Here is a 14,850-nt window from a genome sequence, read left to right as displayed (position 1 = left end):
GCACAATGGCAACCGAAATCCGCGTCCCGACACTTGGTGAATCCGTCACCGAGGCGACCATCGGCAAATGGTTCAAGAAGGTCGGCGACGCGATCGCCGCCGATGAGCCGCTGGTCGAGCTCGAAACCGACAAGGTGACGGTGGAAGTGCCGGCCGCCGCCGCGGGCACGCTCGCCGAGATCGCCGTCAAGGAAGGCGAGACGGTCGGCGTCGGCGCACTGCTCGGCACGATTTCGGCAGGCGCCGGCGCGGCAGCCAATGCCGCCGCTCCGGCAACGAAGCAGGAGGCGGTGTCGCAGGCCTCGGCTCCGACTGCGGCCTCGAGCGTCAGGCAGGCCGCTGCCGAGACGGCCAAGATCGCCGGNGACCTTATCGCCAGGGGCGCGCCGTCGCAGCCGGCCGAAATGCCGAAGGCAGCGCCTGTACCGGCACCCGTTGCCGCGCGCGCGCCGTCCCCGGCCGACGATGCGTCGCGCGAGGAGCGCGTGCGCATGACCAAGCTGCGCCAGACCATCGCGCGCCGCCTCAAGGAAGCGCAATCGACCGCCGCCATGCTGACCACCTTCAACGAGGTCGACATGAGCGCGGTGATGGCGCTGAGGAGCAAATACAAGGACGTGTTCGAGAAGAAGCACGGCGTGAAGCTCGGCTTCATGGGCTTCTTCACCAAGGCGGTCACCCATGCGCTGAAGGAGATCCCGTCGGTCAATGCCGAGATCGACGGCACCGATATCATCTTCAAGAACTACGCTCATATCGGCGTTGCCGTCGGTACAGAGAAAGGCCTTGTCGTGCCGGTTGTGCGCAATGCCGACCAGATGTCGATCGCCGAAATCGAGAAGGACATCGGCAGGCTGGGGCTTGCGGCGCGCGACGGCAAGCTGTCGGTTGCGGATATGCAAGGCGGCACGTTTACGATTTCCAACGGTGGCGTTTACGGGTCGCTGATGTCGACGCCGATCCTCAATGCGCCGCAGTCCGGCATTCTGGGTATGCACAAGATCCAGGAGCGGCCGGTGGTGGTCGGCGGCCAGATCGTCATCCGGCCGATGATGTATCTGGCGCTGTCCTACGACCACCGCATCGTCGACGGCAAGGAAGCGGTGACGTTTCTGGTGCGGGTCAAGGAAAGCCTGGAGGATCCTGAGCGGCTGGTGCTCGACCTCTAGGGGCGGCCGACGTGAGCCGGAGCATGGATCTGCGCCGCCGGATGAGTTCGTCTCGTTTCCGGTCCGGTTTGTTTGTCACAATCTGCGCACTCGGCGTGCAGACGGTCTCCGCGGCCCTCGCCGCCTGCCCGCTCGAGCTCGCCGTCTATGGCGATCCTGAAAACGCCGCCGAGATCGATTTCAGGCCGACCGGCGAGTCGGCCGCCGTCACCAACAGCTTCAAGATGGTGCTCGACAAGGGCGTCGTGCTCGACGGCATCGTCATGTGGACCGAGGGCGCGGCGCGGCCGCATGGCTCGCTGATGTACAAATGCCCGGCCGGCGACGTCACCGGCGACGAGCTCGCCGCCTGCACCGTGTGGGAGGGCGTCATCTACACTGCCGACGACCAGGGCAATATCGCGTTGCTGCCGGGCGAAGGAAAGGATGCGCCGAAGAAGCTGATCTTGCCTGACTTGGGAGCGTCGTTGCAGATGTCGGCCGCCTATGGCGCCAACGGCTTTTCCCAGGTGCCCTGGGACGTCTTTGCCCTGAAGGGATGTCAGGAATGAGCGCGAGCGGAAAGATCCTGCTGGTGACCGGCGGCAGCCGCGGCATTGGCGCCGCTACATGCAGGCTTGCCGCCAAGGCCGGCTATCGCATTGCGGTCAATTACGCGTCGAATGCAAAAGCCGCCGAAACGGTGGTCGCCGACATCGAGGCTGCTGGCGGAGAAGCCTTCACAGTCAAGGCCGATGTCGGCAGCGAGACGGACGTATTGGCCATGTTCGAGGCTGTCGATGGCCGTTTCGGTCGACTCGACGCGCTCGTCAACAATGCCGGCGTGGTCGACCAGAGCGCGCGCGTCGACGAGCTTAGCGCTGCAAGGCTGGAGCGCATGATGCGCATCAATGTGATCGCGCCGATGCTTTGCGCCCGCGAGGCGGTGAAGCGGATGTCGACCAGGCATGGCGGCAAGGGCGGCGCCATCGCCAATGTTTCTTCGATCGCGGCAAGGCTTGGCGGGCCGGGTCAATATGTCGACTATGCCGCCTCGAAGGGCGCGGTCGATTCCTTCACCATCGGGCTTGCCCGCGAAGTGGCCGGCGAAGGCATTCGTGTCAACGCGGTCAGCCCGGGCATCATCGACACCGAAATTCATGCCTCCGGCGGGCAGCCGGATCGCGTCGAGAGAATGCGCAAGGTGGTGCCCATGCAGCGCGTCGGCACCGCCGAGGAAGTCGCAGCCGCAATTCTCTGGCTGCTGTCGGACGAGGCGTCCTACACAACAGGCGCCAATCTGGAAATCGGCGGCGGCCGCTAAAGCAAAAGGGACAGTATCATGGCCTATGACGTCGTTATCATCGGATCGGGACCAGGCGGCTACGTCTGCGCCATCAAGGCGGCGCAGCTCGGTCTGAAGACGGCGGTAGTCGAAAAGAACCCGACCTTCGGCGGTACCTGCCTCAACATCGGCTGCATCCCGTCAAAGGCGCTGCTGCATGCGTCCGAGATGTTTGCCGAGGCCGGCCATTCCTTCGACGCGCTCGGCGTCGAGATCGGCGCGCCCAAGCTCAATCTTGGGAAGATGATGGCACACAAGGATGCGACGGTGACGGCCAATGTCAATGGCGTCGCCTTCCTGTTCAAGAAGAACAAGATCGACAGTTTTCGTGGCACCGGCAAGGTGGTTGCGGCCGGCAAGGTGTCGGTGACCTCCGATGACGGCAAGGTCGAGGAGATCGAGACCAAGAACATCGTCATCGCCACCGGCTCCGACGTTGCCGGCATTCCCGGCGTCAAGGTCGATTTCGACGAGAAGGTGATCATATCGTCGACCGGCGCGCTGTCGCTGGACAAGGTGCCGGGCCATCTGGTGGTGGTCGGCGGCGGTGTCATCGGTCTGGAACTCGGCTCGGTATGGGCGCGGCTCGGCGCCAAAGTCACCGTGGTTGAGTTCCTTGACACCATCCTGGGCGGCATGGATGGCGAGGTCTCCAAGCAATTCCAGCGCCTGCTGTCGAAGCAGGGCTTTGAATTCAGGCTGGGCGCCAAGGTGACCGGCGTCGCCAAGGCCAAGAAGGGGGCGACGGTCACCTTCGAGCCGGTCAAAGGCGGTGCGGCCGAGACGATCGAGGCGGACGCGGTGCTGATTTCGACGGGACGACGGGCCTATTCGGACGCTCTCGGGCTGAAGGAGACCGGCGTCGACGTCGATGAGCGCGGCCGGGTCAAGACCGACGGCCATCTCAGGACCAACGTGCCTGGCATCTATGCCATCGGCGATGTCATCGCCGGGCCGATGCTTGCACACAAGGCTGAGGACGAGGGCGTGGCGGTGGCCGAAACCATCGCCGGGCAGGCCGGTCATGTGAACTATGACGTGATTCCGAGCGTCGTCTACACCACGCCGGAAATCGCCTCGATCGGCAAGACCGAAGAAGAATTGAAAAAGGCCGGCGTCGACTACAAGGCCGGAAAATTCCCGTTCAGCGCCAATGGCCGCGCGCGCGCCATGCTGCACACCGACGGCTTTGTGAAAATCCTGGCCGACAAGGCCAGCGACCGTGTGCTCGGCGTCCACATCGTCGGCTTCGGCGCCGGCGAGATGATCCACGAGGCGGCGGTGCTGATGGAGTTCGGCGGCTCGTCGGAAGACCTTGCCCGCACCTGCCACGCCCATCCGACAATGTCGGAAGCGGTGAAGGAGGCGGCACTGGCGACGTTCTTCAAGCCGATCCATATCTGAGCGGTTGAATCGCAGGCGACGGTGGCGATTGGCGAAAGCGGGCTGGTAGCCAATCTCCCCCAAGTGGGGGAGATGTCCGGCAGGACAGAGAGGGGCGCGAAGGATCACCACAGACGGCTTCCATTCTGAACCGCAGATGGATTCCAGGGTCTCCGCGATGTCGCTTCGCTCCTGCTCCGCGCTGGATGACGAAGATGAAGTTAGCCCATGGCTAATCGCAGCTCAGAGCATCGACTGCTGCTCCCAAAAACGAAACGGCGCGCCTTTCAGCGGGCCGTTCATATATTAAATCAGCAGTCTGATCACTGAGCCGGCGCCGGCGCTGGTGCTGGTGCTGGTGCTGGTGCTGGTGCTGGTGCTGGTGCCGGGGCTGGCGCAGGGGCCGGAGCGGGTGCTGGCTCTGCCGGAGCGGGAGCCGGAGCGGGCGTTGCCGGAGCTGGCGCAGGAGCCGGTTCGGCTGGCTTCATCGGCTCGGCAGGTGCTGGGGCCGGAGCCGGTGTGCTGGCTGCGGGCGGTTCGGCAGGCGCAGGTGCCTCGCTACGTCTTCCAAAAACATAATAGGCGACAATTGCCAGGATAACGACGACCAGTGCAATCAGCCAGCCGCTGCCGCCGCCGCGTGGCCGTGCGGTACCCGGTGAGGTGAATGGGTCGTTCGGATTGGGTGTGTTCGCCATAAAAGTGTCCTCCGTGGATGAAAAACATCAAGTAATAGCCATCAACGTACAATCGTTGAATCGGTTTCACATTAGGCGTTGAAAACGCCGAAAACAGGGCAATTCTGATCCGGAATCGCTTGCAGGCATGCATTTCCACCGCAAAATGGGTTTCGATCGAGCCAAACCGAACCTTTTTCAGTTTCTTGGCACGAAGCGCGGCTGGTCCGCCGTCGCGCCACGAGTAAGGGCTGGTCCCGCCTCGGCAATGATTCGGTGTGCAACTCCGCCGTGTCGTTCAGTTGACGGCGGTCACCGTATAGCCGGTCTTGCGGAAACCCTCGACCAAGCCTTGCGCTCCGGGAAGGTGCATGGCGCCGACCGCCATGAAGACATTGCCGTGGGCGAGGATCGGCGCTGCACGATCGACCATCACCTTGTTGCGGCTGGTGATCATGGTCTGCTCGAATTCGGCGTAACCCGATTGGTCGTCGACCTGTTCGGGGATGACGGCCCGAAACAGCGGTACATACATGCCAGTGTCGCCACGCCGGTAAAGCACGATCATGGTTTCGTTGACATCGTTCACCTTGTCGCCAAGCTTCAGCGTATCGACCAGCCCCTTCAGGTGAAAGGCGATCGGCAGCGAAGCCATGGCGCGCAGCTGGTCGGCGATTGTCTCCAGGCCCTCGACCGATTTGCCCGAAGCCTCGGCGTCCTTGGCAAGCTTGACGTCGAGCACCGGCGCACCGCCAGCCTGGCGGGCGACTTCGCATGCAGGTAGCGCCACCATCGCCGACAGCAACCAGGGTTTCATCTTGGCGACGGTCGCTGGCGGGATGCCACGCGCATCGAGCGCCTTGTTGACCACCGCCGCATCCTCCGGCGACAGCAGCGACGAAAGCGTCGTCTTGTCGGTGAACATCATCAGATCCGGCTCTTTCAGCAGTGCGGCCATCATCTTCTGCTTGTCGAGCACTTCGGTGGTCTCGATGATGACGGTGCCAGCCGCATCGAATGCCTTCTGCGCGGCGGGTGGGAGCGTGGTGACGCGCGGGTCGGTAACGTGCATGGTGCCGAACAGGAAGGACGGTTTTTCGCCTGATTTTTCGAGCTTCCACAGCAGGCCCTTGCCGTTCGGCGTCGCTGCCGCGTCTGCCTCGATCTTGCGGTAGGCAGCCGGGTCGTCCTTTTGCAGCGCGCTCAGCATATCGCTACCGGCGCAGGCCGAAGTCTCGGCGCGTGCCTTGCCCGCGGCGAGCAGCGCGACGATGAGGAAAGAGAGGAAAAACAGGGCGTTGAGCGCGACGAGCAGCTTCAGCGACATATGGGTCGCGCGGTCGGCGATGGCGATGAGGCGTTTCATGCCGCGGTTCTAAGCGCAAAAAGCGGCAAAACGGTTAATCGGCGCATCAAAATTGTTGCGAGATGGCCACCGACACATGCATCGATCACGCACGAGGATGAGCTGCTTCGTAAATCTCGAGCAGCCTGGCGGTGTCGACGCCGGTGTATATCTGGGTTGTCGACAGGCTGGCGTGGCCGAGCAACTCCTGGATTGTGCGCAGGTCGCCGCCCCGCCCTAGCAGATGCGTGGCGAAGGAATGGCGCAGCGCATGCGGCGTCGCCGTGTCGGGCAGGTTGAGCGCCGAGCGCAGCTTGGCCATGTCGCGCTGGACGATTGCCGGGTTGAGCGGGCCGCCGCGGGCACCGCGAAACAGCAAGCCCTTGGGATCGAGATGCCAGGGACACAAGTGGCGGTATTCGGCAATCGCCCGCAGCGCCACCGGCAGCACCGGCACCAGCCGGGTCTTGCCACCCTTGCCGGTGACGCGCAGCACGGTATCACCAGGTGAGGAAAGATCGGCGCCCGACAGGCCGAGTGCCTCGGAGATCCGCAAGCCGGACCCATAGAGCAGGGTCAGCACGGCGGCGTTGCGCGCGGCAATCCACGGCTCCTCCGCCAGTTGGCCTTCCACCGAGACGACGTGTTTTGCATCGCTTGCGGTCAGCGGCTTGGGCAGCGATTTCGGCTGCCGCGGCGCGCGCAAGGCTGTCGCACCTGCCGCATTGGCGAGGCCGCGCCGTTCCAGGAAACGCAGCAGCGAGCGGATGCCGGCCAGCCCGCGCCCGAGCGTGCGGGCGCCGACGCCCTCGGCACGGCGGGCAGCGAGAAAGCCGCGCAAATCGGCGGGGCGCAGATCGGCGATGTCGGAAATGCCGGGCGAGCCGCCGCAATGGCCGGTCAGGAAATGCAGGAACTGGCGCGTGTCGCGCTCATAGGCCTCGACGGTTTCGGGCGATAGCCGGCGTTCGCGCGCCAGCATCTTCAGCCAGGCCTCGCGCGCCGCCTGCAGGTCGGGTTTTGCCGGTATGAGGAATTCCTGCATTGCACTCTTCCCGTTCCCCGCCATCTTCCGGCACGCGGGTTAGGAAGCGGTGAAGAGCGGCGTCATTGAAATGACGACGGGCTGGGGTTAGAGCAAGGCAAAGGATTTTCCGCAGATGAGCAAGCCGCAAAACCCCGTCCAGATGGCCGTGATCGGTGCCGCGCATGGCATCAAGGGCGAATTGCGCGTCAAGAGCTTTACCGGCGACCCGCTGGCGCTGGCCGATTACGGTCCGCTCTACGCCAGGGATGGCCGCGCCTTCCAGATCGTCGACATCAGGCCCGCCAACACCGTGGTGGTGGTGCGGTTCAAAGGCGTCAACGACCGCAATGCCGCCGAGGCGCTGGCCGGCACCGAATTGTTCGTAGATCGTTCGGTGTTGCCCGATGAGGGCGAAGAGGATGAATTCTACCATGCCGACCTCGTCGGACTGGAGGTCAAGGACGACACCGGTGCGGTCGTCGGCAAGATCGTCGCCGTGCACAATTTCGGCGGCGGCGACATTCTCGACGTGACGCTGGCGGGGCGCAAAGGCGTGCTCATCCCGTTCACGCAGGCCGCCGTTCCGGAAGTGTCGATCGCCGGCGGCTTTGTCCGCGTTGATCCAGCCGCCGCAGGTTTGGTCGAGGATGAGGACGGCGAGCCTCCCGCTGACGACGGTTTCGACCCCAAGGGCAGGCCGCGCGGGCCGAGGGACGCCGGAGGCAACCGGTGAGTTTTTCGGCTTCGGTGCTGACGCTCTATCCCGAGATGTTTCCCGGCGCGCTTGGCCTGTCGCTGGCCGGTCGCGCGCTCGAGACCGGCATTTGGTCGCTCGAAACGATCCAGATCCGCGACTTTGCCAGCGATCGTCACCGTACCGTCGATGACACGCCGGCCGGCGGCGGCGCCGGCATGGTGATGCGGGCAGACGTGCTGGCCAGCGCCATTGACCACGCCGCGCCGGCAGCCGATCCACGTCCGCGCCTGCTGATGAGCCCGCGCGGCAAGCCGCTGAACCAGGCACGCGTCCGCGAACTCGCCGCTGGGCCGGGTGCGGTGATAGTCTGCGGCCGCTTCGAAGGCGTCGACCAGCGGGTCATCGAGGCGCGCGGCCTCGAAGAAGTTTCGATCGGCGACTTCATCCTGTCCGGCGGCGAGCCGGCGGCACTCGTGCTGCTCGACGCCGTGGTGCGCCTGCTGCCCGGCGTCATGGGCAATGCGGTATCGGGCGAGGAAGAGAGCTTTGAAAACGGCCTGCTCGAACATCCGCATTACACACGGCCGCAGGAATTCGAGGGCCGGCCGATCCCCGAAGTGCTGATTTCGGGCAATCACAGGAAGATCGCGGCGTGGCGGCGGGCCGAAGCGGAGAGGCTGACGAAGGAGCGACGGCCGGATCTTTCAGCCGCTCAGCCCTTATCGAAATAGTAGAAAGCCAGGAACAGGCCGACGGCGATGACGAAGCCGCGCACCGCGTTCTGCGGCACGCGCCTGGCGATCCAGACGCCGGCATAGCCGCCCAGCGCGCCACCCGGGATCATGATGATCGCCTGCAGCCAGGCAATGACGCCGCCCGAGACGAAGACGAGGATGGCAACCGCAGCGATGACCACGGCCAGCATGTTCTTCAGTGCGTTCAGCCGGTGATAGTCGCCGGACTGGGTGAGACCGAGCGTCGCCAGCATCATGACGCCCATGCCTGCGCCGAAGAAGCCGCCATAGACGGCGGTGGCGAACTGCGCCAGCGACCCGACCAGCGAACCTACCGCGGCCTCATGCTCCGGCTTGGGCGCCGGCTTCAGCCACGGCCCGGCAGCAAACAATGCTGTTGCCGCCAGCAGCAGCCACGGCACCAAGGCGCGGAACGACGGGTTGTCGAGCCCTAAAAGGATGAGCGCGCCAGACAGCGCACCGAGAGCCGAAATGAGGCTGAGCAGCAGTGCGCCACGCCAGAAATGCTTGATGTCGTGCCAATAGGCGAGCGTCGAGGTGATGTAGCCAGGAAATTGCGTCACCGACGATGTCGCATTGGCGACGATCGGCGGCAGGCCGGCCAGGGTCATGGCGCCAAAGGTTATGAACGTGCCGCCGCCGGCAACGGCATTGACCGCGCCTGATAGAAAGCCGGCGAGAAAGAGCAGGACCGCGTCCAAGATTGGCATGAGGGGTGTCGTCGCTGGAGGAAAATGCTTATCTTCCGGCTTAGGAAGCTTGACGCGCGGGCGCAACCCCCTGGACCAGAAGCGATCACGGGATTGCCACAGCGGGCGCCAGCCAAAAAGAAGCAGCGCCAAAAAAGAAACGGCGAAGGCGTGACAAGGCGCCGAAATAGCTGTATGTGCGCGCCGAACCGGAAGAAAATATGCCAAGAGCGATCTTCTGGCCCGTCAACAATGACGGTGTAGTCGCCCCTGCCCGATGTTCTCGAACAGACGTTCTCGAACGAAGGGCATAGCCGAGCGGTCGATGCGACTGCAAGGCGAGTGTCGGGCGCTCTGACTGTCGGAAGAACAAGAAGTGGATTTTTGAGATGGACATCCTCCGTCAGCTCGAGGCCGAGCAGGCCGCCAAGATCGAAGCCAAGCGCAAGCTCCCCGAATTCCAGCCCGGCGACACCGTGCGCGTCCAGGTCCGCGTGACCGAAGGCACCCGCACCCGCGTTCAGGCCTATGAGGGCGTCGTCATCGCCCGCGCCGGCGCCGGCTTCCAGGAAAACTTCACCGTCCGCAAGATCTCCTACGGCGAAGGCGTGGAGCGTGTGTTCCCGGTCTATTCGCCGATGGTCGAGGGCGTCGAGATCGTGCGCCGCGGCAAGGTGCGTCGCGCCAAGCTGTACTATTTGCGTGACCGTCGCGGCAAGTCGGCCCGCATTTCGGAAAACACCGGTGTGCGCGCCCGCAAGCTCAACGACGAAGAGCGCGATGCGCTGAACGCCGAGAAGGCGCGCATCGAGGCCGAGAAAGTGGCCGCCGCCCAGGCGCTGGCCGCCGAGAAGGCCGCGCAGGACGCCGCCGAGAAGAAGGCCGCCGACGAGGCCGCCAAGGCCGCGGAAGCAACTGCCGCCGAATAAGGCGTCTTCAAAACTCATGGTTTTGGAAAGGCGGCTTCGGCCGCCTTTTTATTTCACGAGGTGGATTCGATTTTGCCGGTCCGCAATCGATACGGATCGTTCTGTAATTGCCGCCGTTGAAAGCATTGGAATTCATTTTCGTGCCGAGCGGCGCATCAGAGCGGCTTGCAAGGCGCCTGCGGAAAGCTAAAGTCGGCGCCGGATTTCCTGCATGCCTCGGTCGATCGAGGCGGTTCAGTTCCTGGGGAGCATAGTCATGATCAATTCGAAACTGCTGCTGGCCGGCCTGCTGGCTTGCCTTCTCGTGCCGGTCGCGGCTCTGGCGCAGGCGCTGCCCGACCTCGGCGGCAAGAAGGTGGTGGTGGTGACCGAAAACGCCTATCCGCCGCTGCAGTTCATCGATGCCAAGACCGGCAAGCAGATCGGTTGGGAATATGACGCGATGAACGAGATCGCCAAACGGCTGAATTTCAAGGTCGAGTACCAGAATACCTCTTGGGACGCGATGATCCAGGCGGTTTCCGACAACCAGTACAACATCGGCATGACCGGCATCACCATCAAGGACGACCGCAAGCAGAAGGTCGATTTCTCCGATCCGTATATGCGCTCGGAACAGTTCATGCTGGTGCGCGGCGACGAGAAGCGCTTCACCGATGCAAAGACGTTCGCCGCCTTCAAGGACGGGCTGATCGGCGCGCAGGCCGGCACCACGCCCTTCTACACCGCCGTCTACAGCGTGCTCGACGGCAACGAGCAGAACCCGCGCATCAAGCTGTTCGAGACGTTCGGCGCGACGGTGCAGGCACTGAAGGCCGGCGACGTCGACGTCGTGCTCACCGACGGCACTGCCGGCAAGGGCTATGTCGATGCGTCCAATGGCGGGCTTAAGCTGATCGGCGGCCCACTCGGCACCGAGGATTTCGGTTTCATCTTCCCCAAGGGCTCCGACCTGGTGAAGCCGGTCAACGCGGCAATCGCCGCGCTCAAGGCCGACGGTACGCTCGACGCGCTCAACAAGAAGTGGTTCCTCGACTACAAGATGGGGCAGTAGGCCCGCTTGTTGCGCGCATTTCATGACGATTGTGCGCGGGAAATCGTGCTGACTCTGCGCTTGTACACCCCCCTCTGTCCTGCCGGACATCTCCCCCTCAAGGGGGGAGATCGGATTTCGCATCGGCTTTCGCCAATTTTCAGTGTTGCAGAACGGGCCGCGAGGTCAAAGCTGCCGATCTCCCCCCTTGAGGGGGAGATGGCCGGCAGGCCAGAGGGGGGTGTGACAGAACGCTGCCTTCGTGACTCTGTTATCGGTACCGCTTGATGCCGTCGGCGCCTCTCGCCTCAGCCAAATCCGACTTCCCGTGGTGGCTTGCCGTGGCCGTGGCGATCGCCTTGGCCGCCGCCATCTTCATCGCTGCCAGCGACCTCTATGCCCAGGTCTTCGCAACCGTCGCCAAGGGCATCGGCGTCACCATCTTCGTCACGGTGGTCGCCTTCGCGCTGGCTTGCGCGATCGGCCTCGGCGTCGCGCTGATGGGCCTGTCGGGCTCACGCTGGCTCAGCCAGATCGGCCGCTTCTACGTCGAGATCATCCGCGGCGTGCCGATGCTGGTGCTGTTGTTCTGGATCGCCTTTGCCGGGGCGCCGGCCTTCGTCGCGGCATGGAACGCGCTGACGGCGCCGCTGCAAAGCGCCGGCCTCTTCGGTGAGCTGCTGGTACGCGACGTGTCGTTGCTTTGGCGCGCCGTCATGGCGCTGACCATCGGCTATTCCGCCTTCATCTCGGAGGTGTTCCGCGCCGGTATCCAGGCGGTCGAGAAGGGGCAGATCGAGGCGGCCAAGGCGCTCGGGCTGACGCGCACCCAGCGCTTCCGGCTGGTCATCTTTCCGCAGGCGATCCGCACCATCCTGCCGCCGCTCGGCAATGATTTCGTCGCCATGGTCAAGGATTCCTCGCTGGTCTCGGTGCTCGGCGTCGCCGACATCACCCAGATGGGCAAGATCTACGCCGCCGGCTCGTTCCGCTTCTTCGAAACCTATTCGATCGTCGCCTATATCTATCTCATCCTGACCGTCGGCCTGTCGTTGGCCTTGCGGGCGCTGGAGAAGCGGCTCCGCCACCAGCATGGGGAATAGAAGGCAGGCGAAAACGGCGCTACCATCGAGCGGACGCGACCGGGGAGGACCCATGATCATCGACAAGGCCAATGCGGCGCTGGAAGCGGTCTATACGGCCGACACGCCTGAGACGCTCGCCAAGGCCTATGCGCAATGGGCCGCGACCTATGACGGCGAAACCGCGGCGCTCGGCTATCTCCTGCCGTTCCTGATCACCGCCTGGGTGGCGCGCCATGTGCCGGCGGGCGAAGGGCCGCTGCTCGACGCCGGTTGCGGCACCGGCCTGTCGGGGCCGTCCCTGAAGGCACTCGGCTACCACGATATTGCCGGGCTCGACCTGTCGCAGGACATGCTGAAAATCGCCGGCAGCCGGCAGGCCTACAGCGAGCTGAAACAGGCGATGCTCGGCGGGCCATTGCCTTGGGCGGACGGGTATTTCCGCGCCTTTTTCTCGACCGGCGTGTTCACCATCAGCCACGCACCGGCGTCGGGCCTGCATGAACTGGTACGCATCACCAGGACGGGCGGCCACGCCATCTTCACGGTTCGCGACCAGGTGTTTGAAAGCGGCGGGTTTCAAGCCGTGTTTGGCGAACTGGAGCAGGCGAAAAAATGGCAGCCGGTCGAGGAGAGCCCGTGGTTCCGCTGCTACGCAATCGCCGAGCCCGACGCGCTGGTGAAGACCTTCGTGTTCGAGGTGCTGTGAAGCGCCTGCGAAGGCAGACGCGATTGCTGAAAAGCCAAAACATTGATATGAGCAGCGCCATGGAAGAGCTTTTTGGCGATCCGGCCTATAAAGGTTTCGTGCTGCAGGACAGGAAACGCCTGCCGTCGCGATTTTCCGCGCGCGTCTGCGGGGCGCTGACCAGCCGACTTAGCTAGGGCAGACTCGCCAGGCTGTTTCGCCGGTCCGACCGGCGTCGTTTTCCCTTTTTAAATCGACGGATTTACGCAAATGAGCGCACCGCGCACCCTCTACGACAAGATTTTCGACGACCATGTTGTCGACCGCCAGGACGACGGCACCTGCCTGCTCTATATCGACCGCCATCTGGTCCACGAAGTCACCAGCCCGCAGGCTTTCGAAGGCCTGCGCATAACCGGCCGCAAGGTTCGGCATCCGGAAAAGACGCTGGCCGTGGTCGACCACAATGTGTCGACTTCGCCGGAGCGAAAGTTCGGCATCAAGAACGAGGAAAGCCGCATCCAGGTCGAAGCGCTGGCCAAAAACGCCAAGGATTTCGGCGTCGAATATTATTCCGAGAAGGATATCCGCCAGGGCATCGTCCACATCATCGGGCCGGAGCAAGGCTTTACGCTGCCCGGCATGACCATCGTCTGCGGCGACAGCCACACCTCGACGCATGGCGCGTTCGGGGCGCTGGCGCATGGCATCGGCACCTCTGAAGTCGAGCATGTGCTGGCGACGCAGACGCTGATCCAGCGCAAGGCCAAGAACATGCTGGTGCGCGTCGACGGCGCACTGCCGGAAGGCGTCACCGCCAAGGACATCATCCTCGCCATTATCGGCGAGATCGGCACGGCCGGCGGCACCGGCTATGTCATCGAATATGCCGGCGAGGCAATCCGTGCGCTGTCGATGGAAGGCCGCATGACGATCTGCAACATGTCGATCGAAGCCGGCGCCCGCGCCGGCCTGATCGCGCCCGACGAGACCACCTTCGCCTATGTCAAGGACAAGCCGCGCGCCCCCAAGGGCGAAGCCTGGGACGCCGCGCTCGCCTACTGGAAGACGCTGCAGTCCGACGAAGGCGCGCATTTCGACAAGGTGGTCGTGCTCGACGCGGCAAAGCTGCCGCCGATCGTCTCCTGGGGCTCCTCGCCCGAGGACGTGGTCTCGGTGCAAGGCATCGTGCCGAACCCGGACGACATCACTGATGAGAACAAGCGCACCTCCAAGCAGCGCGCACTCGACTATATGGGCCTGAAGCCGGGCACCAAGATCACCGATATCGAACTCGATCGCGTCTTCATCGGCTCCTGCACCAATGGCCGCATCGAGGATCTGCGCGCCGCAGCCAAGGTGATCGAGGGCAAGAAGGTCAATCCGCGGGTCAGTGCGATGATCGTGCCGGGCTCCGGCCTGGTCAAGGAACAGGCAGAGGCCGAAGGCCTCGACAAGATCTTTGTCGCCGCCGGCTTTGACTGGCGTGAGCCGGGCTGCTCGATGTGCCTTGCCATGAACGACGACCGGCTGAAGCCGCATGAGCGCTGCGCCTCGACCTCGAATCGCAATTTCGAGGGGCGCCAAGGCTTCAAGGGCCGGACGCATCTGGTGTCGCCGGCAATGGCCGCGGCGGCGGCGATCGCCGGCCATTTCGTCGACATCCGCGAGTGGAAATAGGGCAGGCGCGCGCAGTCGGATATGAGGAGCCCGAGCCGCAATGCGGTTCGGGCATTCTTCAGTCGGGCCGCCTGACGAATTCGTGGAATCCCTCACGGCGGCCGGGTTGGTCCTTTGCGACGACCAGCGCCAGTTGGCGCTCGTCGAAGAGTTTGAACCATTCGTCCCATTCGACCAGTTCGTAGCCGCCGGCATTGACCGGGCGTTCGGCCTCATCCTGGTCCTGGTAGGCATGCTGGCCGAAGACCAGCCTCAGCATGGGCTGCGTTCCGGCTTCGGGCGACACGTCGACGATCGCCGGAAAGCCGGCGCGTGCCGCGGCCCATGAGCGAATTGCATCGTGATCGGTCAGCATGATCGTGTCGGCCATCG

17 protein-coding genes are annotated in these 14,850 nt (G+C 64.0%); 13 read left to right on the top strand and 4 right to left on the bottom strand.

Translation table 11 applies throughout. From position 1 onward, the window contains the following. Positions 1-5: 5 nt before the first annotated feature. The 5 genes from odhB to X773_RS77620 all read left to right on the top strand — a co-directional run bounded on the left by odhB (position 6) and on the right by X773_RS77620 (position 4,477). The gene (odhB, locus tag X773_RS68705; RefSeq protein WP_023679790.1) at positions 6-1,169 is read left to right on the top strand and encodes a 2-oxoglutarate dehydrogenase complex dihydrolipoyllysine-residue succinyltransferase; all 1,164 of its coding nucleotides are present in this window, start codon (positions 6-8) and stop codon (positions 1,167-1,169) included. A 23-nt stretch (positions 1,170-1,192) separates the two neighbouring features. Then, positions 1,193-1,720, top strand: coding sequence for a hypothetical protein (locus tag X773_RS68700; RefSeq protein WP_245274823.1), 528 nt, complete (start codon positions 1,193-1,195; stop codon positions 1,718-1,720). Next, complete coding sequence (locus X773_RS68695; RefSeq protein ID WP_023679788.1) at positions 1,717-2,472, top strand: SDR family oxidoreductase; 756 nt, start codon at positions 1,717-1,719, stop codon at positions 2,470-2,472. The genes X773_RS68700 and X773_RS68695 overlap by 4 nt, the downstream gene beginning before the upstream one ends. 18 nt (positions 2,473-2,490) lie before the next feature. Then, on the top strand, positions 2,491-3,897 hold the full coding sequence (lpdA, locus tag X773_RS68690; RefSeq protein ID WP_023679787.1) for a dihydrolipoyl dehydrogenase: 1,407 nt from the start codon (positions 2,491-2,493) through the stop codon (positions 3,895-3,897). A gap of 325 nt (positions 3,898-4,222) precedes the next feature. After that, the gene (locus tag X773_RS77620) at positions 4,223-4,477 is read left to right on the top strand and encodes a hypothetical protein (RefSeq protein ID WP_023679786.1); all 255 of its coding nucleotides are present in this window, start codon (positions 4,223-4,225) and stop codon (positions 4,475-4,477) included. 374 nt (positions 4,478-4,851) lie between these two features. Here the strand turns inward: X773_RS77620 and X773_RS68680 are convergent, their stop codons facing one another. Next, positions 4,852-5,919, bottom strand: coding sequence for a TraB/GumN family protein (locus X773_RS68680; protein ID WP_023679785.1), 1,068 nt, complete (start codon positions 5,917-5,919; stop codon positions 4,852-4,854). An 85-nt stretch (positions 5,920-6,004) separates the two neighbouring features. Further along, positions 6,005-6,943 carry a tyrosine recombinase XerC gene (locus X773_RS68675; RefSeq protein ID WP_023679784.1) on the bottom strand — a complete coding sequence of 313 codons (939 nt, stop codon included), beginning with the start codon at positions 6,941-6,943 and terminating at the stop codon, positions 6,005-6,007. Between the two features lie 115 nt (positions 6,944-7,058). Here X773_RS68675 and rimM point away from each other — a divergent pair, with 115 nt between their 5' ends. Next, positions 7,059-7,658 carry a ribosome maturation factor RimM gene (gene rimM / locus X773_RS68670; RefSeq protein ID WP_023679783.1) on the top strand — a complete coding sequence of 200 codons (600 nt, stop codon included), beginning with the start codon at positions 7,059-7,061 and terminating at the stop codon, positions 7,656-7,658. Then, positions 7,655-8,353, top strand: coding sequence for a tRNA (guanosine(37)-N1)-methyltransferase TrmD (gene trmD, locus X773_RS68665; RefSeq protein ID WP_031212711.1), 699 nt, complete (start codon positions 7,655-7,657; stop codon positions 8,351-8,353). The genes rimM and trmD overlap by 4 nt, the downstream gene beginning before the upstream one ends. On the opposite strand, the gene X773_RS68660 is transcribed toward trmD, so the two are convergent. Beyond that, the gene (locus tag X773_RS68660; protein ID WP_023679781.1) at positions 8,335-9,087 is read right to left on the bottom strand and encodes a sulfite exporter TauE/SafE family protein; all 753 of its coding nucleotides are present in this window, start codon (positions 9,085-9,087) and stop codon (positions 8,335-8,337) included. The genes trmD and X773_RS68660 overlap by 19 nt on opposite strands. A 368-nt stretch (positions 9,088-9,455) precedes the next feature. Here X773_RS68660 and rplS point away from each other — a divergent pair, with 368 nt between their 5' ends. The 6 genes from rplS (at position 9,456) to leuC (ending at position 14,478) form a co-directional block, all read left to right on the top strand. Next, positions 9,456-9,995, top strand: coding sequence for a 50S ribosomal protein L19 (rplS, locus tag X773_RS68655; RefSeq protein WP_023679779.1), 540 nt, complete (start codon positions 9,456-9,458; stop codon positions 9,993-9,995). 256 nt (positions 9,996-10,251) lie between these two features. Then, positions 10,252-11,049: a transporter substrate-binding domain-containing protein gene (locus tag X773_RS68650; protein ID WP_031212709.1), complete on the top strand. Its 798-nt coding sequence runs from the start codon at positions 10,252-10,254 to the stop codon at positions 11,047-11,049. 266 nt (positions 11,050-11,315) lie between these two features. Beyond that, positions 11,316-12,131 carry an amino acid ABC transporter permease gene (locus X773_RS68645; RefSeq protein ID WP_023679777.1) on the top strand — a complete coding sequence of 272 codons (816 nt, stop codon included), beginning with the start codon at positions 11,316-11,318 and terminating at the stop codon, positions 12,129-12,131. Positions 12,132-12,183: 52 nt separating this feature from the next. Then, entirely contained in the window at positions 12,184-12,819 is a 636-nt protein-coding gene (locus tag X773_RS68640; protein WP_023679776.1) for a class I SAM-dependent methyltransferase, read from the top strand. Between the two features lie 23 nt (positions 12,820-12,842). Then, positions 12,843-12,995 carry a hypothetical protein gene (locus X773_RS75395; RefSeq protein WP_198023639.1) on the top strand — a complete coding sequence of 51 codons (153 nt, stop codon included), beginning with the start codon at positions 12,843-12,845 and terminating at the stop codon, positions 12,993-12,995. 73 nt (positions 12,996-13,068) lie between these two features. Continuing rightward, positions 13,069-14,478, top strand: a complete 1,410-nt coding sequence (leuC, locus tag X773_RS68635; RefSeq protein ID WP_023679774.1) for a 3-isopropylmalate dehydratase large subunit — start codon at positions 13,069-13,071, stop codon at positions 14,476-14,478. Positions 14,479-14,536: 58 nt separating this feature from the next. On the opposite strand, the gene X773_RS68630 is transcribed toward leuC, so the two are convergent. Continuing rightward, positions 14,537-14,848 (bottom strand): hypothetical protein, encoded by a 312-nt coding sequence (locus tag X773_RS68630; protein ID WP_023679773.1) that lies wholly within the window; start codon positions 14,846-14,848, stop codon positions 14,537-14,539. Positions 14,849-14,850: the final 2 nt, after the last annotated feature.

Origin of the sequence: Mesorhizobium sp. LSJC280B00 (assembly GCF_000502835.1) — a bacterium.
Classification (GTDB): Bacteria; Pseudomonadota; Alphaproteobacteria; order Rhizobiales; family Rhizobiaceae; genus Mesorhizobium.
The sequence above is the reverse complement of the archived record's forward strand: the minus strand, read 5'-3'. Positions and strand labels throughout refer to the sequence as shown.

Coding starts and splice junctions, on each gene's coding strand:
- X773_RS68645 (WP_023679777.1), top strand. CDS start 11,316: ATGCCGTCGGCGCCTCTCGCCTCAGCCAAATCCGACTTCCCGTGGTGG.
- X773_RS68630 (WP_023679773.1), bottom strand. CDS start 14,848: ATGGCCGACACGATCATGCTGACCGATCACGATGCAATTCGCTCATGG.
- leuC (WP_023679774.1), top strand. CDS start 13,069: ATGAGCGCACCGCGCACCCTCTACGACAAGATTTTCGACGACCATGTT.
- X773_RS68650 (WP_031212709.1), top strand. CDS start 10,252: ATGATCAATTCGAAACTGCTGCTGGCCGGCCTGCTGGCTTGCCTTCTC.
- lpdA (WP_023679787.1), top strand. CDS start 2,491: ATGGCCTATGACGTCGTTATCATCGGATCGGGACCAGGCGGCTACGTC.
- rplS (WP_023679779.1), top strand. CDS start 9,456: ATGGACATCCTCCGTCAGCTCGAGGCCGAGCAGGCCGCCAAGATCGAA.
- X773_RS68660 (WP_023679781.1), bottom strand. CDS start 9,087: ATGCCAATCTTGGACGCGGTCCTGCTCTTTCTCGCCGGCTTTCTATCA.
- X773_RS68640 (WP_023679776.1), top strand. CDS start 12,184: ATGATCATCGACAAGGCCAATGCGGCGCTGGAAGCGGTCTATACGGCC.
- X773_RS68700 (WP_245274823.1), top strand. CDS start 1,193: ATGGATCTGCGCCGCCGGATGAGTTCGTCTCGTTTCCGGTCCGGTTTG.
- rimM (WP_023679783.1), top strand. CDS start 7,059: ATGAGCAAGCCGCAAAACCCCGTCCAGATGGCCGTGATCGGTGCCGCG.
- X773_RS68675 (WP_023679784.1), bottom strand. CDS start 6,943: ATGCAGGAATTCCTCATACCGGCAAAACCCGACCTGCAGGCGGCGCGC.
- X773_RS68680 (WP_023679785.1), bottom strand. CDS start 5,919: ATGAAACGCCTCATCGCCATCGCCGACCGCGCGACCCATATGTCGCTG.
- X773_RS68695 (WP_023679788.1), top strand. CDS start 1,717: ATGAGCGCGAGCGGAAAGATCCTGCTGGTGACCGGCGGCAGCCGCGGC.